Annotated in this window: 18 protein-coding genes; 12 read left to right on the top strand and 6 right to left on the bottom strand. The window is 73.7% G+C overall.

Annotated elements, in window-relative coordinates; translation table 11 throughout:
• Positions 1 to 2: 2 nt before the first annotated feature.
• Genes LNK82_RS37110 through LNK82_RS37125 form a run of 4 tightly spaced genes read left to right on the top strand, consistent with a single transcriptional unit; the run spans position 3 to position 8,373 of the window.
• On the top strand, positions 3 to 3,008 hold the full coding sequence (locus LNK82_RS37110; RefSeq protein ID WP_230569031.1) for an AMP-binding protein: 3,006 nt from the start codon (positions 3 to 5) through the stop codon (positions 3,006 to 3,008).
• Complete coding sequence (locus LNK82_RS37115) at positions 2,998 to 4,164, top strand: alanine racemase (RefSeq protein WP_230569030.1); 1,167 nt, start codon at positions 2,998 to 3,000, stop codon at positions 4,162 to 4,164. The genes LNK82_RS37110 and LNK82_RS37115 overlap by 11 nt, the downstream gene beginning before the upstream one ends.
• A 1-nt stretch (position 4,165) precedes the next feature.
• The gene (locus LNK82_RS37120; RefSeq protein ID WP_230569029.1) at positions 4,166 to 8,131 is read left to right on the top strand and encodes a non-ribosomal peptide synthetase; all 3,966 of its coding nucleotides are present in this window, start codon (positions 4,166 to 4,168) and stop codon (positions 8,129 to 8,131) included.
• A complete protein-coding gene (locus LNK82_RS37125; RefSeq protein WP_230569028.1) occupies positions 8,131 to 8,373 on the top strand; it encodes a phosphopantetheine-binding protein in 243 nt (80 codons plus the stop codon). The genes LNK82_RS37120 and LNK82_RS37125 overlap by 1 nt, the downstream gene beginning before the upstream one ends.
• Positions 8,374 to 8,384: 11 nt before the next feature.
• Here LNK82_RS37125 and argJ read toward each other — a convergent pair whose 3' ends face one another.
• Positions 8,385 to 9,542 carry a bifunctional glutamate N-acetyltransferase/amino-acid acetyltransferase ArgJ gene (argJ, locus tag LNK82_RS37130; RefSeq protein ID WP_230569027.1) on the bottom strand — a complete coding sequence of 386 codons (1,158 nt, stop codon included), beginning with the start codon at positions 9,540 to 9,542 and terminating at the stop codon, positions 8,385 to 8,387.
• Between the two features lie 442 nt (positions 9,543 to 9,984).
• Here argJ and LNK82_RS37135 point away from each other — a divergent pair, with 442 nt between their 5' ends.
• The 6 genes from LNK82_RS37135 to LNK82_RS37160 all read left to right on the top strand — a co-directional run bounded on the left by LNK82_RS37135 (position 9,985) and on the right by LNK82_RS37160 (position 16,003).
• Positions 9,985 to 10,764 carry an enoyl-CoA hydratase/isomerase family protein gene (locus tag LNK82_RS37135; protein ID WP_230569026.1) on the top strand — a complete coding sequence of 260 codons (780 nt, stop codon included), beginning with the start codon at positions 9,985 to 9,987 and terminating at the stop codon, positions 10,762 to 10,764.
• Entirely contained in the window at positions 10,761 to 12,164 is a 1,404-nt protein-coding gene (locus LNK82_RS47995; RefSeq protein WP_230569025.1) for an asparagine synthase C-terminal domain-containing protein, read from the top strand. Before LNK82_RS37135 ends, LNK82_RS47995 begins: the two co-directional genes overlap by 4 nt.
• 17 nt (positions 12,165 to 12,181) lie before the next feature.
• Positions 12,182 to 12,988 (top strand): TauD/TfdA dioxygenase family protein, encoded by an 807-nt coding sequence (locus tag LNK82_RS37145; RefSeq protein ID WP_230569024.1) that lies wholly within the window; start codon positions 12,182 to 12,184, stop codon positions 12,986 to 12,988.
• A gap of 178 nt (positions 12,989 to 13,166) precedes the next feature.
• On the top strand, positions 13,167 to 14,813 hold the full coding sequence (locus tag LNK82_RS37150) for a vanadium-dependent haloperoxidase (protein WP_230569023.1): 1,647 nt from the start codon (positions 13,167 to 13,169) through the stop codon (positions 14,811 to 14,813).
• A gap of 118 nt (positions 14,814 to 14,931) precedes the next feature.
• Positions 14,932 to 15,498: an RNA polymerase sigma factor gene (locus LNK82_RS37155; RefSeq protein WP_230569022.1), complete on the top strand. Its 567-nt coding sequence runs from the start codon at positions 14,932 to 14,934 to the stop codon at positions 15,496 to 15,498.
• A 37-nt stretch (positions 15,499 to 15,535) separates the two neighbouring features.
• Positions 15,536 to 16,003 carry a peroxiredoxin family protein gene (locus tag LNK82_RS37160; RefSeq protein ID WP_230569021.1) on the top strand — a complete coding sequence of 156 codons (468 nt, stop codon included), beginning with the start codon at positions 15,536 to 15,538 and terminating at the stop codon, positions 16,001 to 16,003.
• 4 nt (positions 16,004 to 16,007) lie between these two features.
• Here the strand turns inward: LNK82_RS37160 and LNK82_RS37165 are convergent, their stop codons facing one another.
• The gene (locus LNK82_RS37165; RefSeq protein WP_230569020.1) at positions 16,008 to 17,531 is read right to left on the bottom strand and encodes an MFS transporter; all 1,524 of its coding nucleotides are present in this window, start codon (positions 17,529 to 17,531) and stop codon (positions 16,008 to 16,010) included.
• 137 nt (positions 17,532 to 17,668) lie between these two features.
• Here LNK82_RS37165 and LNK82_RS37170 point away from each other — a divergent pair, with 137 nt between their 5' ends.
• Together LNK82_RS37170 and LNK82_RS37175 are read left to right on the top strand one after the other, a co-directional pair.
• Positions 17,669 to 18,673: a methyltransferase gene (locus LNK82_RS37170; RefSeq protein ID WP_230569019.1), complete on the top strand. Its 1,005-nt coding sequence runs from the start codon at positions 17,669 to 17,671 to the stop codon at positions 18,671 to 18,673.
• A gap of 160 nt (positions 18,674 to 18,833) precedes the next feature.
• A complete protein-coding gene (locus LNK82_RS37175) occupies positions 18,834 to 20,882 on the top strand; it encodes a hypothetical protein (RefSeq protein ID WP_230569018.1) in 2,049 nt (682 codons plus the stop codon).
• On the opposite strand, the gene LNK82_RS37180 is transcribed toward LNK82_RS37175, so the two are convergent.
• From LNK82_RS37180 to LNK82_RS37195, 4 genes are all read right to left on the bottom strand, one after another.
• Entirely contained in the window at positions 20,863 to 21,504 is a 642-nt protein-coding gene (locus LNK82_RS37180; RefSeq protein ID WP_230569017.1) for a hypothetical protein, read from the bottom strand. The genes LNK82_RS37175 and LNK82_RS37180 overlap by 20 nt on opposite strands.
• Before the next feature lie 426 nt (positions 21,505 to 21,930).
• A complete protein-coding gene (locus tag LNK82_RS37185) occupies positions 21,931 to 22,608 on the bottom strand; it encodes a response regulator (protein WP_230569016.1) in 678 nt (225 codons plus the stop codon).
• Positions 22,590 to 23,699 (bottom strand): hypothetical protein, encoded by a 1,110-nt coding sequence (locus LNK82_RS37190; protein ID WP_230569015.1) that lies wholly within the window; start codon positions 23,697 to 23,699, stop codon positions 22,590 to 22,592. The genes LNK82_RS37185 and LNK82_RS37190 overlap by 19 nt, the downstream gene beginning before the upstream one ends.
• Positions 23,692 to 24,260, bottom strand: a 569-nt coding sequence (locus tag LNK82_RS37195; protein ID WP_372470743.1) for a sensor histidine kinase, incomplete at its 5' end; no start/stop codon positions are given. The genes LNK82_RS37190 and LNK82_RS37195, both read right to left, overlap by 8 nt.

Genomic DNA, 24,260 nt, shown 5'->3' on the forward strand with positions numbered 1-24,260 from the left:
CCGTGGACTGGGGGAACGACGGCTTGGCCGAGCTGCTGGAGCTCGCGACGACCGGTGACGCGACGACGGCGGTCGAGTGGCGTGACGGCGGGCTGACCCGCGCCGAGCTGCGGGCGGCGGTCGACGCGCTCGCCGACCTGCTGGTGGAGCTGGGCGCGCCGCGGACCACCGTGCTGCTGTTCGGACCGCTGTGCCCGGCCTACGTGGTGGGGCTGCTGGCGGCGTTGCGGTGCGGCGCCGTCCCGGTGCCGGTCGACGCCGGGCTCGACCCCGACCGGTACGCGTGGACCGAAGGGGTCGCGCGCCCGTCCGTGCTCGTGACCAGCGACGTGTCCACCGTGGCGCACTTCCGCGGCCGGACGGACGCGGGCGAGGTGCTGCTCGACGCGGCGACCGGTCGCGTCGCGCTGACCACGTCGCCGGGCGCGCCGACCGCGTGGCGCTACCCGACGCCGGACGCCGGCTACCTCATCCCCACGTCGGGGTCGACGGGCGAGGCGAAGGCCGTCGTGGGCAGCCGGAGCGGCCTGCACGCCTTCCTGTCGTGGTTCGTGGCCGAGTTCGGCCTGCACGCCGGCGACACCTGCGCCGCCGTGACGAGGGTGAACTTCGACCCGTCGTTGCGGGAACTGCTCGCCGTGCTGGTCGCGGGCGGGAGGCTGCGCCTGCCCGAGGTGGACGCCCAGCTCGACCCGCGCGCGGTGGCGGAGCACTTCGCGGCGGGCACGTCGACCGTCGCGTTCCTGGTGCCGTCGCTGGCCCGGCGGGTCGCCGACGCGCTGCACGCCCGGTCGGCGACGTTGCCGGACCTGCGGTTGGCGTTCTTCGCGGGCGAGGTGCTGCCGACCCGCGTGGTCGAGCGGTGGGCGCGGCTCGCGCCCGGCGCGGAGTTCGTGAACCTGTACGGGATGACCGAGGGCACCCTCGCCCAGCTCTACCGCCGCGGCGTGACGCCGACGACGGGCGGCGCGGCGAAGGTCGTACCGGTCGGGCGCCCGCGGCCGGGCGTCGAGGTGAGGGTCGACCAGCCCGGCCCGGACGGCCACGGCGAGGTACTGGTCACCTCCGCCAAGCCGGCGCTGGGCACGCTCGCCGACGGCGGCGGGTCGGCGCCGGGCACGTTCCGGATCGACCCGATGCCCGCGACGCTGCGCACGGGTGACGTGGGACGGCGCACCGACGAGGGTGAGCTGGTGATCGTCGGGCGGCTGGGCAACACGCTCAAGGTCGCCGGCAAGCGGGTGTCGTTCGACCGCCTGGTGGCGGCGGTGGAGGACCTGCCGGGCGTGGACCAGTGCGTGGTCGTGGACCGGCAGGGGCCGCACGTCTTCGTCGCCGCACCGGACCCGGGTGCGTTGCGGGAGCTCGTGCTCGACGTCGTCAAGCGGCTGGAGCTGCCCCGGCCGGTCGTGCACGTGCGCGCCGAGTTGCCGTTGCTGCGCAGCGGGAAGGTCGACCGGGTGGCCCTGGCGGCGTCCGTCGAGGACACACCGGTGGTCGACGCGGCGGCCGGGCGCGGTGTCGAGGACGCCCTGCTCGACCTGCTCGGCCTCGACGCGCCGGAGTCCTTCGTGGACGTCGGCCTGTCGTCGTTGGACATGATGGACTTCGCCCTGGAGGTGAACCGGCGCTTCGGGGCGGACCTGTCGGTGCGGGACTGCTTCGAGCACCGCGACGTGGCGTCGCTGGCGCGGGCGATCGAACGGTCGGCGGACCGGACCGCGCCGACCGGAGAGGTCCTGGGAGGCGACCCCGGACCGGGCCCGTACCCGTTGTCGACGCGCCAGCACGCGTACATGGCCATCACGATGGCCGACGGGAACGCGAACTGGTGCAACCTCTCGCGCGAGATCCCGGTCGACCGCGCCCTGTCCACGGCCGAGGTCGGCGCGGCGGTCGCGGAGCTGGTCGCGCGGCACGACGTGCTGCGGCTCGCGCTCACCCCGGACTGGTCGCGGCAGGTCCACGTGGACACCGCCGGTCGCGGGTTCGCGGTCACCGTCCACGAGTCCTCCGGTGATCACGACGACCACCGCGACGTGGTGCAGCGGGCCCGCGTCGAAGCCGTGGCGGAGCTGGTCGACCCGACGCTCGCGCCCGCGATCCGCGTGGCCCTGGTCCGCGGCCGGGAGACCGGTTCCGTGATCCTGGTCGCGCACCACCTGTTCGTGGACGGCCTGAGCCTGGACCTCCTCGCGGCCGACTTCCGCGCCCTGCTGCGCGGCGAGCGGCCGGACGACGTGCCGCGGCAGGGTTTCCGGGGCTACTGCGTGGCGACGCGGCGCTCCCCGGAGCCGCCGGCGGCCGACGTCGAGCACTGGACGGCGTTCCTCAGCGGCGTGCGGCAGGTCGAGCTGCCGGAAGCGCCGGGAGCCGACGCCCAGGACGGCATGCTGGTGTCGCGGCCGTTCGGCGTCGCTTGTTCCCGGGCGGCGCACCGGGTGGCCGAGGCGGTCGGGGTGTCGGTCTTCGCGGTCGTGCTGGCCGCGTTCGAACGGGCCGTGGCGGAGGAGTTCGGGCTCGGACCGCTCTCCGTCGTGGTCCCGGTGCAGGTGCGCGAGGGCTACCGGACGTCGACCGCGGGCATGTTCATGAGCCAGCTCGTGGTCCGCGGCACGGGCTCCACGTCGTTGCGCGACAACGCCCGGGAGCTCGCCCGCCAGGTCGAGGTCGGCACGGCGCACAGCGCGTGGGAGTTCGACCAGCGCGTCGAGGCGTTGGGCTTGGCGGGTTCCGCCGGGTTCCCGTTGTCGACCGTGCTGTTCAACCAGCACCCCAAGCCGCGCGGGCTGCGGGTGCGCGACCTCGGCAGCCGCTCGCCGCGCGAGTTGGGCCGGAAGCTGCGCTACCAGTTGCAGGGCGAGTTGCAGATGTCTGCGGGGGAGATCGCCCTGACCTACTACTACCGGCGCGGGATCGCCCCGGACGGGACGGGTGTGGTGGACCGGGTCCACGCGCGGGTCCTGGCGGCGGTCTCGGCGGCGGGGAGGGCCGGACATGCGGACTGAGGTCGCGACGATCGGCGACGACGAGGCGCGCCTGCTCGTGCACCGGGCCGGTGGCACGCCCGTGTACGCCTACAGCCGGGAGGCGCTGCGCGCGGCCGTGCGGCGGGTGCGGGCCGCGTCCGTGCGGGACGCGCACATCTACTACTCGTTGAAGGCCAACCCTCACCCCGGCGTGGTGAACTTCCTGTCCACGCTGGTGGACGGGTTCGACGTGTGCTCGACGACGGAGCTGGAAACCGCGCTCGACACGGGTACGCCGCCGGAGTCGGTGCTGTTCACGGGGCCGGCGAAATCGCGCGCCGAGGCAGCCGCCGGGCTCGCCGCCGGGGTCGCGGTCACGGTCGAGTCACCGTCCCAGGCGCGGCTCTTCGCCGACGTGGCGGCCGAGCTCGGCGTCACGGGGCGGGCCGTGGTCCGGCTCAACACGCCCTATCCCCCGCGCGCCGCCGGCGGGCCGGTGTCGCCCAACCAGTTCGGGGTGTCCGCGGCGGACTACGACGAGGTCGCGGCCGTCCTGCGCGGGTCGCCGGTGGAGTTGGCCGGGTTGCAGGTGTTCTGGGGCTCGCAGTACTTCGACGCCGACGTGATCCTGGCGGCGCGGAAGGCGGCGTGGGAACGCGCGGCCGAGCTCGCGGCACGGCGGGGTGGCCCGTTCGGGTTCCTCTCGCTCGGCGGCGGCATCGCCATGCCGTGGCGCGACGGCGAGCCGGACGTGGACTGGGCGGGGCTGGGAGCGGCCGGCCTCGCGCCGGTTCGGGACCGCCCGGCGGAGGTCGTGGCGTGCGAGTACGGCCGGTCCGTCGTCGGCCCGGCGGGCAGCCTGATCACCACCGTGCTGGACGTCAAGGTGATCGACGGTCGGCGGTACGTGCTGGTCGACGCGGGGATGAACCACGTGATGATCGCCAGTCGGCTGGTGGCGGGGTCGGGCCGGGGTGAGCCCTCGGTGCGGGCGGTCGGGGCGGGCGGGGCGGTCGGGCGCGCGCACGTGACCGGACCGCTGTGCTCGCAGCTCGACGTGCTGGCGGAGGACGTGCCGCTGCCCGAGGTGGTGGTCGGCGACCTCCTGGTGTTCTCCGGGGTCGGCGCCTACGGGCCGTCGTTCAGCCCGGCCGGGTTCCTGAGCCGTGATCCGGTCCGAGAGGTCGTGCACTGAGATGATCACGGGTGTCGAGGCGCTGAGCCCGATCCAGCGCGCCTACCTCGTCGGCGACCAGGACGGGCTGGAGCTGCGCGGTCCGGCGCGCTACTACCTGGCGTGCGACCTGAGCCCGGAGCACGTGCCGGGCATCGGGGCGCGGCTGGACCGGCTCGTGCGCGCCAACGACGTGCTGCGGACCCGGGTGGGCGCGGACCTGGCGCTGTCGCCTGCCGGAGAGGCCGTGGTCGAGGTCGACCTCCGGCCGGTGGCGGACGCCGACTTGGCGGCGGCCGACGACGCGGTGCGCCGTGAGCTGACCTCCGACGGGTTCGGCTTCGGCGAGTGGCCGCAGTTGCGGGTCGTGGTCGTGCACAGCGCCCGGCGGGCGAGCCTGCACCTGTGCTACGCGCTGTGGTTGATGGACGCCGCGTCGCTCGGTCTGTTCCTGGCCGGGTTGGTCTCGGACCAGGTGTGCCCGACCGGCGACGCCCCTGCCCCGGTGCGCCGGCGGTCGGCTCGTGACGAGCGGTTCTGGCGCGAGCGCGCGGCCACGCTGCCCGGCCCGGCGGAACTCCCGCTGCGGCCGACGTGGCGGCAGTCGGGCCCGGCCGTCGCGCACCGCGTGGTGACCTTCGACGCGGCGACCGCGGACCGGATCGCCAAGACCGCCCGCCACCACGGGCTCACGCCGCCGATGGTGTACCTCGCCGTTTACGGGTCCGTGCTCGGGCAGCTCGGTGGCGAGGCGGCGCACACGATCACGGTGCTGCACTCGCAGCGGTCGGCGACCTCCGGTCTGGGCAATCACGGCAACACCATGCCGTTGGCGATCCCGGCCACCGCCGGCACGAGCTTCCTCGACCTCGCCCGCGCGGTGCAGCGGACGTACCTGACCCAGGCGATGCGCGGTTCGCTCAGCGGTGCGGAGATCGTGCGGCTGGGTGATCCCGACGGCGACCCGCGGCGCCTGCCCCACCCGTTCGCCTTCACGTCCCTGGAGGTCGACGGGCTGGGCGAGGCGGACCTCGGTCTGCGCCGGCGGTGGGACGAGGTGCAACTGCGGGTGCCGCAGGTGCTGATCGACCACCAGGTGGTGCTGGAGTCGGACGGTGAGGTCCGGCTGGGCTTCGACTGGCGGGCCGACGCGTTCGACGAGGGTTTCGTGGAGGACTTCGTCGACCGCTGCGCGGACCTGGTGCGGGCCTTGGCCGATGACCCGCTTCACCCGGTGCCCTCGGGGAGCGACGTCCTGGATCAGTCGGACGGGCGAATAACGCAACCTGTGACAACCCCAACCGCATTTCTCACGTTAGCCGGTGAATACGGCCCCGGCGGCGGCGAGGCGTGGACGTGCGTACCGCAGCGCACCCCTGCGCCCCAGGCGCCGCGGGCCAGCGGGACGGGACGGGAGGTGCGGCCCGAGGGAGCTCTGCGGTCGGGCGGGGTCGCGCGGCCCGAGCGCGCGGTGGGACCCGGCGCGATGTCGCGGCCGGGCGGGATGGCGCGGCCGGGTGGGATGGCGCGGCCGGGTGGGAGGGTCGTTGATGCGCTGCACGAGCGGGTGCTGCGCGTTGCGGCCGAGCGCCCCCACGCGCCCGCCGTCCACGACGAGAACGGCACGCTGAGCTACGCCGACCTCGTCGAGCGGGCCGGTGGGGTGGCCGACGCGCTGCTCGCCTCCGGCGCGCGGCCTGGTGACCACGTCGCGGTCCACCTGCCGCGCGGACGCGACCAGGTGGTCGCGGTCCTGGGCGCGCTGCTGGCGGGCTGCGTCTACGTGCCGCTGGACCACGGCGTGCCGGACGGCCGCCTCGACGGCATCGCGCGCCGCGCGGGCGTGAAGTTCGCCGTCACGGTGGCGGGAGCGGCGGCCGGCTGGGAAGCCCGAGGCGCTTGCCCGCTGCTCGTGCCGCAGAACGCCGGCCCCAGCAGCCGCAGCGCCCGGCCGGATGGGTGGCCAACCGCGTACGTGATCTTCACGTCCGGCTCGACCGGGGAGCCCAAGGGCGTCGTCATCAGCCACGCGGCGGCGGTCAACACGATCGACGCGGTCAACGACGTGCTGGGCCTGGGCGACACCGACAGCGTGCTCTCGGTCTCCTCCATCGGCTTCGACCTGTCCGTGTACGACATCTTCGGCCCCCTCCTGCGCGGCGGGTCGGTGGTGATGCTGTCCGAGCGGACCGCGCGCGACCCGGCGGCGTGGGCCCGGTTGATCGACCGGCACGCGGTGACGGTCTGGAACTCGGCGCCGGCGCTGGCCTCGCTGCTGGCGGAAGAGGGTGCGGCCACGCCGTCGGTCCGGGCGTTCATGCTCAGCGGCGACTGGATCCCGCTGACCCTGCCGCACGCGCTGGAACGCCTGGCGCCCGGCGCGGAGGTCGTCAGCCTCGGCGGCGCGACGGAGGGCGCGATCTGGTCGATCCACCACCGGATCACCGACGCCGACCGCACCGGCCGCTCGATCCCGTACGGCACGCCGCTGCGCGGCCAGGACGTCCTCGTCCTCGACGCCGCACGGCGGGTGTGCCCCGACTGGCAGGTCGGCGACCTCCACATCGCCGGCGCCGGGGTGGCGGACGGCTACCTCAACGACCCCGAGCGCACCTCGGCCGCGTTCTTCGACGACCCCGAGCACGGCTGGGTCTACCGCACCGGCGACCGCGGCCGGCGGTTCCCCGGTGGCGTGGTGGAGTTCCTGGGCCGCACCGACACCCAGGTCAAGATCAACGGCCACCGGGTGGAGCTCGGCGAGGTCGAGCACCTGCTCGAAGGCCTGCCCGCCGTGCACGGCTGCGCCGCCTGCGTGCGCGGCGAGGGCCGGCGCAAGCGGATCGTCGCCTTCGTCAGCCTCGCGCCGGACGCGCCGACCACGTGGCGCGAGGAGGCCTACGCCGCGCTCCGCAACGCCCTGCCGCAGTACATGGTGCCGGACGTCCTCGCCGAACTGGACGAGATCCCGCTGACCGCCAACGGGAAGGTCGACCGCCGGAAGCTGGGCGCGCTGGCACTGGACGACGCGCCCGACCCGACGGCGACGCCGCAACCGCGCGACCTCGTCGGGCACGAGGTCGCGGCCTGCTGGCAGGAGGTGCTGGGCGAACCGCCGGGCGAGGGCGGCTTCTTCGAGGCGGGCGGCGGTTCGTACGACGTGATCCGGCTGCTGTCCCTGCTGCGCGCCAGGTTCGGGTACGCCGTGTCATTCGGCGACTTCATGGTCGACCCGACCGTCGCGGGCCTGGCCGCACGGTGCCGGCAGGCGCGTCCGGCGGAGCAGACGATCTGGGCCTACCAACCGCGTGCCGCGGCGGCACCGCGGCTGCGACTGGTCCTCTTCCCCCCGGTGGGCGGCGGGGTGTCCTGCTACTCCCCCCTGATCCGCGACCTGCCGGTGGACGTCGAGGCGCACGTCGTCGGCTTCGACGCACCGCAACCCGACGACGCGCTGACGTTGACCGACCTGGCGCGCCGCTGCCTGGAGCGGCTGCCCGCCGACGTCCGGTCCGGTGACGTGCCGCTCGTGCTGGGCGGGTGGTCGTTCGGTGGCGCGCTGGCCTTCGAGGCGGCACGCCTGTGCGGCGAGGAGGTGGCACGAGTGGTGGTGGTCGACACGCCGGTGTCGGCGGGGTCGCGGGGCTTCGACGAGCCGTCGCTCGGCGGGTTCGCCGCGGACGTGCTGGAGACCAGCGGTGTGGCGGTCGACGCGGAGCAGGTGGCCGCGGACCCGACGTTGGCGAACAGGTTCGAGGTGTACCGCCAGAACCTGGCGCTGCTGCGCGGGTGGACGCCGGCAGCGGCCGGGGCGTCAAGAGCGCCGGTCGTGGAGTGCCGCGCGGAACGGCGCCCGGCCGAGCGCGACGCCGACGCCTGGAGCCGGGTGGCGGAGGTGGCGGACGTGGTGGTCCTGGAGGGCGGGCACTTCGACGTGTTCGGTGGCGACAACGCCCGCTCGGTGCTCGCGGCGATCAGGGGTGTGCGGTGATGGCGGTGGACGTGCGTGGCGCGATCGTCCGGGAGTTGGGTGCCCGCGGGTTCACCCTGTCCGGTGACGAGCACGAGGTGGACCTGATCAGCGCCGGGGTGAACTCGGCGACGCTGATCCAGGCCCTGTCCGCGTTGGAGGAGGTCTTCGACGTCGACCTCGACACCGAGCGGCTGTTCTCGGCGCGCGTGACCGTGACCCGCTTGGAGGCGGAGATCACGCGCGCCTTGGCGTCGCCGTGAACGGGCCGTCGTCAGGTCGTGTAGTCGGCGTTGATCCGGACGTAGCCCTCGGTGAGGTCGCAGCCGTACACGGTGAACGCGCCGTCGGCGATGCCCAGGTCGATGTTGATCACGACCTCGTCGGCGCCGAGGTACTTGGCCGCGCGCTCCAGCAGCGCGTCGCTCGGCTCCTCGGGGTGCATGGGCAGGTCGTCGAAGAGGATGCGGACGTTCTCGGGGACGATGTCGGTCTCGTCCTCGAGCTTGCCGATCGCCATGGCGATGCGGCCCCAGTTCGGGTCGCAGCCGTGCACGGCGGTCTTGACCAGCGGCGAGTTGACGACGCTCTTGCCGACGAGCTTGGCCTGCGCGTCGTCGCGGGCGCCGGTGACGCGCACCTCGATCAGCTTGCTCGCGCCCTCGCCGTCGGAGGCGATGTCCCGCACGAGGTGCAGCGCGCACTCGTAGAGGGCCTGCTCGAACTCGGCGGTGTCGACGGGGCCGGCCAGGCCGTTGGCGAAGATCGCCGCCGTGTCGCTGGTCGAGGTGTCGGTGTCGATGCTCAGCGCGTTGAACGTGCGGTCGACGACGCGGCGGAACGCGGCGTCCAGCTCGGCGCCGTCGATGTCGGCGTCGGTGAAGAAGAACGCGAGCATGGTGGCCATGTTCGGCTCGATCATGCCGACGCCCTTGGCGATGCCGACGAGCACCGCGTCGCCGACGCGGACGTGGCAGGTCTTCGGGCGGGTGTCGGTGGTCATGATCGCCGTCGCGGCGCGTTCGTAGTCGGCCTCGGGGAACGGCCACGTCAGCGCGTCGAGGTTGGCGCGGATGCTCTCCATCGGGTAGGGCCGGCCGATCACGCCGGTCGAGCCGATGACGACCTCTTCCGGCGCCACACCGGCGATCTCGGCCACGCGCCGGCGCACCTCGACGGCGTGGGCGGCGCCCGTCCGCCCGGTGGCGACGTTGGCGTTGCGCGAGAGCACCACCATGCCCCGGCAGTGGCCGGTCGCCGCGGACTCGCGGCTCAGGACCACGCTGGGGCCGGCGAACCGCGACTTGGTGAACACCGCGGCCGACCGCGCCGGCACCTCCGAGACCACGGCGGCGAAGTCGTCGCCGACGTCCTTCAGCCCCATGTTCTTCGTGATCCCGCGAAAGCCCCGCGGCACCGCCGTCTCCGTCATGGACACCTCAGATCTGCTCGTGTGCGGCCACCCCGCCCAATGGATGGGCATACCTTACACTGCATAGTCAACATGCGCTCTGTCGACAGAGCCCGGAGCCTGCCGCCCCCGCGTTGCATAACTATCCACAACGCCCACGTCACACGATCGGGTGAGTCGGCCGCGTCTCCCACGATCCGGGAGGTTTCCGGCCGCGCATTGCCCCCGCGGCGCGCGCTGCGCGACGCCGGCCTCCGCGCGCGGACGTCGGGGGACGCGTGGCGGGGGCACTGGGGGCATCAGCGCTTCGGCTTGCGCGACAAGGGTTTCCCACCGCGGATCGCGGCACGTCCGCCGTCCGCGTCCCACGCCGTCCGGGCGAGCCAACCCGGACCGACGACACGGCGGTGTTCCGGTTTCCCCGCCGTGCGCTCTTTTCCCTTCCCGTGGAGGACGGTCGGCTATGACAAGTCTTGACACCTCGGCCAGAGAGACGTTCGCCGTGCACGCGCACGACGGCGTCGTGCGGATCGCCTTCGACGGCACGCACCGGTCCAACGCCATGAGCAGCGCCCGGATGCGGGCCCTCACCGAGATCCTGCGCGAGGTGGAGGCCGACGACGACGTCGCGGCCGTGGTGCTGCACGGCGGCGAGGGCAACTCCTTCGCGGTCGGCGGCGACTTCCACGAGGTCAGCCACTTCTCCGGCGGTGACGAGGTCGACCACTGGATCGACAGCATCACCGACCTCTACGTCGCGAGCTTGGAGATCACCAAGCCGACCGTGGCCGCGATCGAGGGCTACGCCATCGGCATCGGCCTGCAGCTCGCGCTGACGTGCGACTTCCGCGTCGGCGCGGACACGTCGGTGCTGCGGATGCCGGAGTTCCAGCTCGGCATCGCGTGCAACTTCGGCGCCTACATGCTGGAGCGCTCGGTCGGGCGGCACGTCATGCAGAACATGCTGCTGTCGTGCGAGGAATGGCCCGCGGAACGCGCGCTGGGCGACGGGCTGCTGCACCAGGTGGCGCCCGCGGCGGAGGTGTCGGCCACGGCTCTGGCGCGGGCCGCCGCGTTCGCCGAGTACAACCCGGTCGCGGTGCGCGGCACCAAACCGCAGATGAACGGCGACTACGTCGAGGGGTTGCACGTGCTGCGGGAGACCGCGAAGAAGTCGCACCGCGCCGGGTTCGCCTCCGGTCGCCCGCAGGAGCGGATGCGCCGCATCGTGGGGCAGGCGTGAGGGGAGCGTGGGCGGTCGTCGCCGACCGGCGCGTCCCGGGGCTGGAGCGGTTCACCGAGCCCGTGCGGGTCGGTGACCTGTTCGTCTACCACCGGGGCGGCACGAGCCTGCCGTCGACCGCGCCGTTCGAGATCGACGTGCGCACGCTGGCCGCCACCGTGCCGGACGGCGAGTTGCCCGCGGAACCCGTGCAGCGGACCGTGATCCGGGTCGCCGAGGGCGAGGTGCTGGCGTCCACGTCGGTGTTCAACGAGGAGGCGATCTACGCCGCGGAGGGCCCGTCGGGCGGGTTCGCCTACTTCACCGACCTGCTGCTGGCCGCGCTCGTGCTGCCGGCGCTGGAACTGGGCGTCCGGACGTCGACCGCGCCGGTGGGCGTGGACCCGGAGGCGACGCTGGTCGTCGGAGTGCGGCGGCTGCGGCACTCCACGCGCGAGCGCCGGACGCTCGCCGACCGGCACCGTGCCACCGAGCAGTTGGACGACCTGCTGGAGCGGTTCCGCGAACCGCACCGCGACGACCCGCTGACGGCGGGCAAGGCGCAACTGTCCGAATTGGACGGTGTGATCGGCGCCATCGCCGCCGACCGGCCGGGCGCGGGTTACGCGACGTTGCTGTCCGGCGGCATCGACTCGGGGACGGTGACCTACCTGGCCGCCGCACGCGGGCTCGACGTCGTGCCCTACAGCGTCGGCACGCCGTGGGGCGACGAGTTCGCCGACGCCCGGGAGCTGTCCGACGCCGCCGGCCTGCGGATGCGGGAGGTGCGGCTGGACGAGGACGCGATCGTGCGCGCCATCCCCGCCGCCGTGCGGTGGCTGGGCACGGCCGCCGCGGAGGTGGTCGAGGTCGCGCTCACGGCCACCGCCGTCTACCAGGCGGGCGTGCTGGAACCGGGTCGCGTGCTGCTCACCGGCTACGGCAGCGACCTGATCAACGCGGGCCTCTTCACGCCCTTCGAGCGCCCGGAGGAGCTGATCGAGCAGGGGTTGGAGTCGATCCGGCGCACCCGCGTGAGCGGCGAGCTGTCCAACCGGATGCCGCTGGCGCACGGCGTCGAGGCGTTCCACCCGTTCTGGACCCTGCCGGTGATGCGGGTCGCGCTGGAGACCACGCCCGCGTGCAAGGTGCGCGAGGGCCGGGAGAAGTTCCACCTGCGGTCGGCCATGGCCGAGCACGTCGCACCGGGGATCGCCTGGCGGCGCAAGATCGCCGTGCACCACGGCGGCGGGCTCCAGGACGGCATCCGGCGGCGGGTCGCGGCCGACCTGGGCGAGTCCGATCCCGAGCGCGTCTACCGCGCGTGCTTCGCGGAGCTGCTCTCCCTGGCCGGGCGAGGACGTCTGGACGACTGGGACGCGCAAGAGGTCTACACCGCCGCCGTCGCGGCATCCCGATGAGTGAGGAGAGTGGTGTCGTGGAAGGCAGCCTGACCGAATCCGGGCTCGGCGCGGTGCTGGCCGCGGGAGCCGACGAGCCGATCGAGGAGTTCGTGCCGCGGGTGCGGGAGGCGGCGCTGTCGCGCGGTGTCGTCCTGGTGCGGGGGCTCGACTTCGACGAGCCGTCCTTCCAGCACCTGGTCCACCTGCTCGGGCAGACCGTCGACCACAAGTTCGGCGAGGGCCGGGCCGACCTGCTCAAGCTCAACGCGTCGCGGGACGAGGGCAAGGTCGTGACGGGCCGCGGCCCGCTGCCGCTGCACACCGACGGGCTGCTGGTCGGTGAGCAGGTCGACCTGATCGTGTTGTTCGCCAAGGACTTCTCCGACGAGCCCGGCTCCGGCGAGACCACGGTGTGCGACCAGTTGGCGGCGTGGCGGGAGATGCCGGAGCACCTGGCGGGGCCGCTCGCCGACGGCGAGCTGGAGTACCTGGTGGAGGAGCGCGGCTACTTCCCCCAGGTGCCCGCCGACTGGTACGGGATCGCCACCACGCGCGATTACGGCCGGGTCCGGTCGTTGAACCTGGCGCTGCGGTTCGGGCCGGACGTGCCGCGCGGCTGGCTGGTGCGCCTGGCGGGCGTGGACGAGGCCGCGTCGGACAAGTTCTTCGAGGAGCTGTCGGACCACCTGCACTCGCCGCGCTACCTCTACCAGCACCGCTGGCAGCCGGGCGACCTGCTGGTGATCGACAACCAGCGCACCCTGCACGGGCGCACCGCGATCAGCTCGGACGGCGTCCGCCTCCTGTTCCGCGGCCAGGTGACCCTGCCGAACGCGCCCTGACCGCGCGCGTCCCGGATCCCGTCGGCGCGGCGGGATCCGGGACGCCGTGGTGGGTGGTGTCGCACCTTCGGGTGGACGGTCGGTTCCGCCGTTCCGCGACGCCGGCGCTTCGCGCGATGCTGGCTCACAGGCCCGCCCGGGCCGACGAGAACAGCAGCCAAGGACAGGACGGGCAGTCGTGGCAGTGCCGTCGGACGAACCGGTCGAGAACGCGCCGGAGCACCGCTCGTTCAGCCGTCGCGCCGTCCTCGGCGGGCTGGGGGCGGCCGGGCTCACCGCCGGCCTGCCCGGCGCCGTCGCCCACGCCGAGGACCGCGCGGACCCCGTGCCGCCGGGCTCACGGCGGGCACGGGCGTACCGGATCCGCGAGCAGGCGGCGGCACGCCAACTGGGGCTGCCGGCGGCGCAGCACCACGACAACGGTGACGAGGCGGCCCACCCCGACCTGATCGGCAACTACGGCAAGGGGCTGCCGCACGACGGGCTGGGGCGCGTCGACCCGGCCGCCTACGCCGGCATGGTGCGCGCGGTCTCCGGCGACGAGCCCGGCGACCTGGACGGGATCGTCGTGGACGGGCCGGTCGGGCTGGCCAACCCGCACGCCGCGTTCACCTACGGCCTGGTCGGCGCGGACTCCCACCAGCTGACCGTGCCGCCGCCACCACCGTTCGCCGGCGCGACGACGGCGGCGGAGATGGTCGAGCTGTACTGGCAGGCGCTGTGCCGCGACGTGCCGTTCGCCGCCTACGACACCGATCCGCTCATCGCCGCCGCCTGCCGCGACCTGTCCCGCCTCACCGGTTACGAGGGCCCGACCGAGCACCGGCGCGTCACACCGGCGACCGTGTTCCGCGGCCCGATGCCCGGCGCCCTGACCGGGCCGTACCTCTCGCAGTTCCTCCTGCGCGACGTCCCCTTCGGCCCCGCGACGATCAAGCAGACGTTCCGCGTGCCGGCGCCGCGCGACGACCACCTCACCGACTACGACGAGTGGCTGCGCAACATCCGCGGTCACCAGCCGGAGCGCGAGAGCGCCTACGACGGCACCGCCCGCTACCCGCGCAACGGTCGCGACCTCGCCGAGTACTCCCGCCTGAACTTCGCCCACCAGCCCTACCTGATGGCCACCCTCCTGCTGATCGACCAGGGCCCGGACGCCTGGGACCGCAACAACCCCTACCTGCGCGCCAACACCCGTCCCGGCGTCACGTTCGACTGGTCCCACCCGCTCGACCTGGTGACCCGCGTCGTGCAGGCCGCGCAGCTGGCCGCCTGGTTCCAGAAGTGGTGCGTGCACCGCAGGCTCCGCCCCGAGGAGTTCGCCGGCCACGCCCACAACCACGCCCTCGGCCGGGTCGACCACCCCCTGCACCCGCAACTGCTCGACGCCGAGGCGCCGGACCGCGTCCGCGCCGAGCACGGCACCCTGCTGCTGCCGATGGCCTACCCGAGGGGATGCCCCACCCACCCCTCCTACACCGCCGCGCACGCCACCGTCGCGGGCGCCTGCGCGACCGTGCTCAAGGCGTTCTACGACGAGGCCTTCGTCCTGCGCGACCCGGTCGTGCCCAGCGCGGACGGCACGTCGCTGCGCCGCTACCCGGGGCCGCCGCTCACCGTCGGCGGGGAGCTGGACAAGCTCGCCTTCAACGCCGCCTACGGCCGCAACTTCGCCGGCGTGCACTGGCGCTCCGACACCACCGCCGGGCTGCTCCTGGGCGAGCAGGTCGCCGACCACCTGCTCGCCGACCTGCGCCGCACCCTCACCGAGGAGTTCGACGGCTTCACCTACACCCGCTTCGACGGCACGACCGCGATCGTGTGATCTGATCCACGCCGACCCGGGCGGGCCGGGGTGAATCCTTTCGCGGTGTCGGGGTCTCTTATGGGCGATGGTTACGTCAAGAGGGACACGTGCGACGGGTTCGCGGCGTGCTGCGGGGGTGGACGTGGTTGACCGCGGTTGGGCGAGCGAGCAGCTCATCGAGGCCGCACAGGGCGGTGACCTGGAGTCGCTGGCCGCCGTGGTGCACGGTGCTCATCCGCACGTGCTGCGGTTCGCCGGGCACCTGTGCGCCTCGCCGCAGGACGCCGAGGACGCGGCGCAGGAGGCGTTGATCGTCCTCTACCGCAAGATCGGGTCGTTGCGGGCCACGGCGGCGCTCGCGTCCTGGATGTTCCGGGTGGTCCGGCACGAGTGCCTGCGCCGCGCCCGGCGGCTGTTCGACCGCTACGACGAGGCCGGCGTCGTGCCGGTGGCGTCCGCCGAGGACGAAGTGCTCCGGCGGCTGGAAGCCGAACGCGTCGCGGAGGCGATCCGGGCGCTGCCCGACGTCCAGCGCCGCGTGCTGATCATGCGCGACGTGCTGGGCCGACCGGGACGGGCGGTCGCCGAGGCGCTCGGGCTGAGCACCCCGGCGATGAAGTCCCACCTGCACCGGGCCCGGACCGCGCTCCGGCTCAGCCTGGGTGGCGGAGCCGTCCCGCCCTCGCCGTCCGTCCCGAACTGACGTTCCCGACCACCCCGCTCCGAAAAGGAACCCCACCATGCTCGAAGCCGGATCACCCGCACCGCACCTGGCGCTGGAGGACACCACGGGGCAGGCCGTCAGCCTGTCCGACTACCGGGGGCGGCACGCGGTGTTGCTCTTCTTCATGCGCTCGACGTCGTGCCCGGTCTGCAACGCGCACGTCCGCGACCTCGTCGAGCGCGCCGACGAACTGGCCGCCGACGACGTCCGCGTCCTCATCGCGGTCCCGGAGGACCGCGAGGCGGCGACGGCGTGGAAGGCGAAGCGCGGGATCCCGTTCCCCGTCCTCACCGGCCGCCGCGAGAGCCCCCACGAGCTGGTCGGCTTGAGCAGGAAGGTGTTCGGGTCGATGCAGCAGTCCGGCAGCGTCCTCGTCGACCGCGAGGGCGTCGTCCGCCACGCCCACGGCGCCACGCTGCCCACGAGCAGCTACGACAAGAAGGGGATCGCCGCGGCCGTCGCGTCGCTGCGCGCCCCGGCCTGAGCGGTCAGCGGTTCTCCAGCGCGGGGACCGGCTCCTCGACGGGGCCGGTCCCGCGCAGCGCGATCATGCCGACCACCGCGAACACCACGACGACCGAGGCGCCCACGACGGCGACGGTGTGCAGCCCGGACGCGAAGGCGTCCCGCGCGGTGGCGAGCACGGCGTCCGCCGGCGAACCGGGCAGGCTCCCCGCCGCCTGTAGAGCGCCGGCCATGCTGTCCGTCGCCAGGGCGGCGGCCTCGGCGGGCACCTGCTCGGGAACGGCGACCTCGGCGCGGTAGACGGCCGTGCCGACGCTGCCGAACACCGCGATGCCCATGGCGATGCCGAACTCGCCGCTGGTCTCCGACATGGCCGACGCGGCACCGGCCTTCCGCGGCGGCACCGAGCTGACCACCATCTCGGTGCACAGCACGCCCTGCGGCCCCATCCCGAAGCTCGCGATCGCCATGCCCGCCACCACGAACGCCACCCCGCCGACGCCGGTGGCCTGCGTGAACAGCAGGATCCCGCCCGCCGCGACCAGCATCCCGAACCCGAGCACGAACTCCGGCCGGAACCGCCGCGCCAGCCGCGGCGCGATCAGCGACCCGACCACCACCGCGCCGGCCTGCGGCACCAGCCAGAGCCCGGCTTGCACGGCGGTGAGCCCGGCGACCATCTGCAGGTACTGGCTGACCAGCAGGAAGACACCGCCCATGGTGAGCGCGCCGACCAGCATGATGCTCACCGCCGCGCTGAACGCCCGCACCCGGAACAGCCGCAGGTCCAGCATCGGGTCGGCCAGGCCGCGCTGACGGCGGACGAACACCACGCCGACCGCCACGCCGACGACGAGCACGACCACGTTGAGCGGCGACACGCCGTCCTTGGCCGTCTCCTTGAGGGCGTAGACGATCGGCAGGATCGCGCCGAGCGACAGCACCACGCTCGCCGGGTCGAGCCGCCCGGCGGCGGTGTCGCGGTACTCCGGCAGCAGCTTCGGCGCGGCGACCAGCAGCAGGACCATGACCGGCACGGCCATCAGGAACACCGAGCCCCACCAGAAGTGCTCCAGCAGCACGCCGCCGACCACCGGCCCGATCACCATGCCGCCCATGAAGCAGCTCATCCACACCGCGATCGCGGTCCCCCGCTGCCCGGGGTCCTGGAACATGTTGCTGATCAGCGCCAACGTGGACGGCATGAGCGTCGCGCCGGCGATCCCGAGCACGGCCCGCGCGCCGATCAGCATCTCCGGGCTGGTGGTGAACGCCGCCACGACCGACGCCACGCCGAACGCGGCGCCGCCCGCCATCAGCAGCTTCCGCCGGCCGATCCGGTCACCCAGGGTGCCCATCGTGACCAGGAAGCCGGCGATCATGAAGCCGTAGACGTCGATGATCCACAGCAGCTGGGTGCTGCTCGGGCGCAGGTCGGCGGCCAGGTGCGGGACCGCCAGGTGCAGCACGCTCATGTCCACCGACAGCAACAGCGTCGGCAGCGCCAGCACCGCCAACCCCGACCACTCGCGTCGTCCTGCCCTCATCGTCGTCTCCCCGGTCTCGATCGTGCCCTGTCACCCTTGAGTCGAACGGCGACGACCCGGATCGACATCCCGGCCCGAGGTCGTCGAAGAAATTTCCGCGGATTTCTCCTTTGACACCCCTGGGAGAGTGGATTCTCGTGGGACGAAACGACGATGACGCGACTGCGCTCCGCGACCTGGCCGGGCTGGCCACCCCGATGGCGCTGCGGGTCGCGGTGACCCTGGGGTTGCCGGACCGGTTGCTCGGCGACGGTCGCCCGGCCGACGAGCTCGCGGTCGAGCTCGACGTCGACCCGGTCGCCCTCGAACTCCTCCTCGCCCACCTCGTGACCCTAGGGGTGCTCGAACGCACCTCCACCGGCTACCGGACGAGCGCGTACGGCGCGAACCTCCGCGTCGACGCCGGCAACGGCCTCGCCGACCTCCTGAGCCTGGACACCGCGGGAGGGCGGGCGGAACTGGCGTTCGTCGAGCTGGCGCACAGCGTCCGCACCGGTCGGGCGGCCTACCCGCACCGGTACGGGCAGGACTTCTACCGGGACCTGGCCGAGCACCCGCACCTCCGCGCGTCGTTCGACCGGCAGATGACGCACCGCTTCCGCGCCGACATCCCGCAGATCGTCGCCGGTGTCGACTGGTCCCTGTTCGCCACCGTCGTGGACGTCGGCGGCGGCGAGGGCGGCCTGCTCGCCGCGATCCTCCTCGCCCACCCCGGGATGCGCGGCCACCTGGTCGACCTCCCTCCGACCGCCGCCGGCGCCCGCCGCACGTTCAGCGCTCACGGTCTCGACGAGCGGACCGAGGTGACGGCCGGCAGCTTCTTCGACCCGCTGCCCGCCGGCGCGGACGCCTACGTGCTGTTCGACATCCTCCACAACTGGGACGACGAGCACGCCGACCGCATCCTGGGCCGCTGCGCCGAGGCCGCCCACCCCGGCGCACGCGTGCTGGTCGTCGAAGGGGTCGGCGGGCTGCGTGCGAGCACCGCGAGCGACCTGGACATGCTCGTGATCTTCGGCGGGCGCGAGCGGCGGCTCGACGAGTTCCGCGCGCTCGGCTCGCCGCACGGCCTGGTCCTCGACACCGTGACCGACCTGACCGATCACCGGTGCCTGCTCGAATTCCGGCTCACGGCCGGATAAGCGTCGCCCGCGTGGCGAGTTCGGCGGATTTCGAGTCCCCGTCAGTGTGAATTCACGCTTTACCGTTAACAGAACGTGATCGTCTCGGTACCGTCCGAACAAGGGCGGGAGACCAGGGGACGGCATGGGCATCTCGGGGCGTGATCGAATCGGGCCGCGGGTGGTCCGCAACGAATTCGGCGGGCACGCGGACACCGTCGTCCAAGCGGATGTGATCAACGGTGACGTGGTCACCCGGGCGCGATCCGCCCTGGACGACGCCGCCGACCTCCTGGCGGCCGTGGTGCGCCGGCAGTGGGAAGCCGAGGCCGCCGTCCGCTCGCTGCGGCGGCCGGAGCCGTTGCGGCTGCGCTGGGCGCCCACCCGCCGGCCGGTCGCCTACCCGCACCCGCCCGCGGTCATGGGCGGCGACCTCGGCGACCTCGACCGGTTGTTCGCCTCGTTGGCGAGCCGGCAGCTGGTGGTCCTGGGCGGACCGGGCGCGGGCAAGTCCGCCACCGCGCTGCTGCTCGTCCTGGACCTGCTCGAACGCCGAACGCCCCGCGAGCCCGTGCCGGTGCTGCTGTCCCCCGCCTCGTGGAACCCGCACGACGAGCACCTCGAAGACTGGATCATCCGCCGGCTGGAGATCGACTACCCCGCGTTGAAGAACCGGAGGGCCTACGGCCGGCACGCCGCCCGCCGCCTCGCGGTCGAGCAGCGCCTGCTGCCGCTGCTCGACGGGCTGGACGAGCTGCCGCCGGAGCTGCTCGCGCCGGCGCTGGAGGGCGTCCACCACGCGTTCGGCCCCGGCCGGCCGTTGGTCCTGACCTGCCGCGGTGACGAGTACGAAGCCGCGGTGCGCGCCGGTGGCGCGGGGCTGCCCGCGGCCGCGGTGGTCGAGCTGGAGCCGGTCGCCGCCGACGACGCGATCGAGTTCCTCGCCACCTCGCTGCCGCAGGTCGTCCGGCGCTGGACCCCGGTGCTCGACCACCTGCGCACGACCGGCGACCCGGTGCTCGCGCGGTCGCTGTCCACGCCGTTGACGATCAACCTCGCCCGCGCCGTCTACGGCCGCGTCGACCGCGACCCCGCCGAACTGGTCGACCGGACGCGGTTCGCCGACCACACCGACCTCGAACACCACCTGCTCGACTCACTGGTGACCGCGGTCTACGGCGACCCGCCGACACCGCCGCCCCGGCTCGCGCCCCTGCCGCCGGGCGCCGGGCGCTACCCGGCCGACCGGGCACACCGCTGGCTCGGTTTCCTGGCCCGCCACGCCGCCGCGAACGCGGCCGGCGACATCGCCTGGTGGCGCCTCCCCCGGCCGCGCCTCGTCCTGGCGACCACCATCACCGGCCTGCTGTTCTGGGCGACGGTGAGCGAGAACTCCAGCATCGCGGTCGGCTTCGCGCTGGGAGTCTCGTTCACCTGGCTGATCGGCACGGTGCGGCGGCGGGCGCCGTGGCGTCACCTGCTCCTCACACCCGTGGTGCTCGGCGCGGCGACCTTCTTCATCAACTACAAGTACCCCAACTCCCCCGGCATGAACGCGGCGGCCGGGGTGGGGCTCGCGCTGCTGGTCGCCATCGCCCTGTCGGTGGACCGCCCGCCGCACCGGACGGGCCTGCGCCTGCACGGACGTGGCAAGGCCGTCGTGTCCAGGATGGCCCTCGGCCTGGTGATCGCGGTCGCCGCCGTGGTCGGGGCAGCGGTCGTGCACGGGGCGGGCGGCGGCCGGGAGGTGTGGATGGCGCCTCTCGCGCTCGGCGTGATGGTGGCCGTGGCCCTGGGCATCGGCGCCTGGCTGACCAGCCCGCCGGACCGGTTCAGCGTGCCCCGGCCGGACCGGTCCCTGCGAGGTGACGTCGCGTCGACCGCGGTGTGGCTGTTCGCCTGGGCCGTGGCGTTCCAACTGCCCTTGGTGTTCGCCATCGTCGCCCTGGGCAAGTCCGTCGACGCCTCGCTGGTGGCCGCGGCGTTGAGCTTCGGCCTCGGCACCGGCCTCGGCTGCGTGGTCAACAACGCCTCGGTGCTGTACGCGGCCTCCCTGGCGTGGTGGGCGTTGCGCGGCCGGCTCCCGTGGCGGTTGATGCGGTTCCTCGACGACGCGCACCGACGTGGCGTGCTGCGGCAGACCGGCGGCGTCTACCAGTTCCGGCACACCCGCCTGCGGCGTCACCTGGCCGCGTCCGGCCGACGCCCGGTCAGTCCTCGTGAGCCTTGACCACCTTGCCGATCGCGGTGGCGGCCAGGGTGGTCGCGCCTGCCTTCACGTTCGCTCCCTCGGTCTGGTTGGAGTACGTGACGGAGTAGACGACGTTGCGGTAGCGGACGACGATCTCCGCGGTCCACTTGACCTTCTCCTGCGCCACGAGCTCGGCCTCGTCGGCGCCTTCGACGTGCACCGCGACGCCGGTGCGGACCTGGTCCTCCATATGCTCCTTCGCCTTGTCCACGCCGGACAGCTGGTGGTTGGCGTGGTAGACGTAGCTGGTCACGATCACGAAGGCGCCGCGGACGTTGTCCTTGGCGAGCCTGCCCGAGTTGTTCCAGGTGCACTGCCCCTGGTCGTGCAACTGCCCCGTGCCCGGGTTCGCGCCGCCCGCGCTGTAGTCCATGCGGCCGGGGATGTGCGGCGCCACCTCCGCCTCCTCCAGCATCGCGCAGCCGATCGGGGCCTTCTCCAGGTCCTCGGACGTGTCCACGACCGGCTTCGCCTGGCTGTCGCCTTCGAGCTCGACGTACACGAAGTACCCGCCGACGCCCAGGCCCAGCACGAGGAGGATGACCAGCACCGCGATCAGGGGCCCCTTCCCGCCGCGCCGGGCCGGCGGCCCGCCAGGCATCCCAGGCCCACCCGGTCCCCCCGGCATCCCATGCCCGCCAGGCATTCCCGGCCCGCCCGGTCCCCCGGGCCCCCACTGCCCGTTGGGCATGCCCGGTCCCCCCGGCATGCCCGGTCCCCACTGCGGCGGGTGCGGTCCGGGTGGCGGTAGCTGCCCCGGTGGCGGGAATTGCGGGTGGTGGCCGTGCTGGGGGAACTGCTGTGGCGCACCGGGGTGCGTCATCCGATCTCCTCGACCAAGGCCGTCGTGTGTCCCATGTGCGATACCACCCGCGTTGTCCCGGCGAAATGTTCCCGGCAGCGCGGCGGCCCGACCGCGGACCGCGCCTACCCCACAGAAGGCGCGGTGCGCAGGCGAAAACCCGCCGACGACCTCCGGATCACGACCGTACGCGGGCGCCCGCCCCCGCGGTGTCGGGTGAACGCCCTACAACGGGGTAACGGTTCGGTTGAGCTCCGCGAGCGTGACCAGCCCGTCGTCGAGCGCCCGGCTCACCAGTTCGCTCTTGGTGCGGGCCGCCCGCCCGGCGTTCGCGTACTTCACCCGCACGCGGGCGATGTGCGTGTCGACCGTCTTCACGGTGATGTTGAGCTTGGCGGCGACGAGGTCCTTCGACGACGACGTGAACCACGCCCGCAGCACCTCGACCTCGCGCGGTGACAGGCGTGGCCGGTCCGGGGCGTCGTCGGCGACGAGCGCGCCCGACAACGACGGCGCGGTGTACGGGAGTCCCTGCGCGGTGGCCCTGATCGCCGGGATCAGGTGGTCGAGCCCCTCCCGCTTGGTCAGGTAGGCGAGCGCGCCGAGGTCGACGCACTTGAGCGCGGTGGCGGTGTCCGCGTGCTGCGAGTAGACGACCACCCGGCGGCCGTTGTCCACCAGCCTGCGCAGTTCCGCGAAGTCCGGCCGGCCCGGCGTCAGCTCCAGGTCGAAGATCACCACGTCGGCCTCGGCGCCCGGACCCGTCCACACGTCGGCGAGCCGGGTGCCCGCGTCGACCAGGCGGATCGGCGGCACGGCCTGCTCGCACCAGTACCGCACGCCCGCGGTGATGGCCGCGTGGTCGTCCACGATCACCGCCGTGATCACGCCGTCGGCTGCCACGTCGCCTCCACCCAGACCGTCGCACCGTTGCCGAGCACCTCGACCCGCACGTCGGACGCCGCCGGGGTCGGCGGCGCGACCTCGTCGCAGTCCGCGACGACGTTGACCGACACCAGCCCCTGGTCGCCGACCACCGTGACGCGGGCCCACGAGCCGGCCGTGGCGAGCGCGGTCAGCGCGGCGTCGGTCAGGTCGCGCCGGACCGCGACGGGCGGTGTCGGCCAGTCGCCGCGCGCTTCCAGTTCCACCACGACGCCCTTGCGGTCGGCGACGTCCGCGCAGTGCCGCAGCTCGTGCAGCAACGGGTTCGTCACCACGTCCGTCTCCGCGCCGAGCCGCCGCATCCGGGCGGCCTCGATCGCCGCACCCCGCCGCACCGAGGGGTCCTCGGGGCTGAGCGAGCCGTCGGCGAGGCCCTCCAGCAGCGGGATCGCGCCGGCGGACAGCTCGGCGAACCGCTGCTGCCTGCGCCGGTGGGACTCCGCCGCGACGGCCTCCGCGGTCCGCACCCGTTCGACCTCGGCGGCGGCGGTCGCGGCGTCCGAGCCGAGCCGGTGCAGCACGGTGGCCACCACCGCCAGGCACAGCGGGAAGCCGATCACGGTGACCGAGCCCGTGGCGAGCCGCGCCAGGTCGCCCTTGTCCACGTCGGAGAACAGGAGCATGTTCGACAGGGCGATCAGCTCGTGGGCCGACAGGAACGCCACGACCGTCCCCAATGGACGGTCCAGGAGGACGACCAGGCCGACCCAGTTGGCCGCGCCGAACGCCCAGTCGACGGCGCTCGCGGTGCGATCCTCGGGCAGCGTCACGGCGGCCAGCGCGGACGCGGCCAGCACCACGGCGACGGCGAGCGGGCGGAGCCTGCCCCACGGCCGGCGCCGGGCGAGCAGCACGGCTTCGCCCACGAGCACCGCGGCCAGCGCGGCGAACGCGGACAGCTGCACGAGCGGGAAGTCGTGGGACTCCCAGCGGCGCAGCAGGTTGACCAGGCCGAGCACCCCGACCACGACCGCGGTCACGAGCAGGGTCGCGACGCGCAGGCCGAACAGGAGCTGGGCCCGCGTCTGCACGCCGACGGCGTCACTCACCACGACCACGCCATTCCAACCGGACGACGGTGCCCGCGCCGACGGTGGAGAGGACCGTGGCCGTGCCGCCGATGCGGTTCAACCTGCCGTGCACGGATTCCCGCAGCCCGCGCCGGGTCGCCGGGACGGCGTCGGGCGAGAAACCCCTGCCACCGTCGGCGATGTCGAGGCGCAACCGCCGCTCGTCGCCGCCGAGCCGGATGGAGGCGTGCGAGGTGCCCGCGTGCCGGCGGACGTTGTTGAGCGCCTCACGGGTCGCGTCGGCGAACACCGCCGCCACGTCGGACGGCAGCGGCAGCCGGGCGGGCGCGTCGAAGTCGACGTCCAGGTGCACGGCCTCGACCTCGTCGGCCAGCAACCGCACGAGGTCGGTGCGCCGGGACGCGTCGGCGCGGCCGGAGCGCAGCCGGTCCAGGTCGCGGCGGGCCTGCGGCGCCAGCCAGGCGCTGTCCGCGCGCACCTGCCCGCTGCCGACCATCAGCAGCGTCGCGGCGGCGGTGTCGTGCAGCGCCGCCGCGAACTCCCGTTCCTCGGCCCGCACGGCCGCCGCCACCGACGACT

The sequence above is a fragment of the Saccharothrix luteola genome, assembly GCF_020859565.1.
In the GTDB taxonomy this organism is placed as follows: domain Bacteria; phylum Actinomycetota; class Actinomycetes; order Mycobacteriales; family Pseudonocardiaceae; genus Actinosynnema; species Actinosynnema luteola.

What these genes read in the sequence shown, in the direction of transcription:
- LNK82_RS37115 (WP_230569030.1), top strand. Translation starts at nt 2,998, where the DNA reads ATGCGGACTGAGGTCGCGACGATCGGCGACGACGAGGCGCGCCTGCTC.
- LNK82_RS37120 (WP_230569029.1), top strand. Translation starts at nt 4,166, where the DNA reads ATGATCACGGGTGTCGAGGCGCTGAGCCCGATCCAGCGCGCCTACCTC.
- LNK82_RS37125 (WP_230569028.1), top strand. Translation starts at nt 8,131, where the DNA reads ATGGCGGTGGACGTGCGTGGCGCGATCGTCCGGGAGTTGGGTGCCCGC.
- argJ (WP_230569027.1), bottom strand. Translation starts at nt 9,542, where the DNA reads ATGACGGAGACGGCGGTGCCGCGGGGCTTTCGCGGGATCACGAAGAAC.
- LNK82_RS37135 (WP_230569026.1), top strand. Translation starts at nt 9,985, where the DNA reads ATGACAAGTCTTGACACCTCGGCCAGAGAGACGTTCGCCGTGCACGCG.
- LNK82_RS37160 (WP_230569021.1), top strand. Translation starts at nt 15,536, where the DNA reads ATGCTCGAAGCCGGATCACCCGCACCGCACCTGGCGCTGGAGGACACC.
- LNK82_RS37165 (WP_230569020.1), bottom strand. Translation starts at nt 17,531, where the DNA reads ATGAGGGCAGGACGACGCGAGTGGTCGGGGTTGGCGGTGCTGGCGCTG.
- LNK82_RS37180 (WP_230569017.1), bottom strand. Translation starts at nt 21,504, where the DNA reads ATGCCTGGCGGGCCGCCGGCCCGGCGCGGCGGGAAGGGGCCCCTGATC.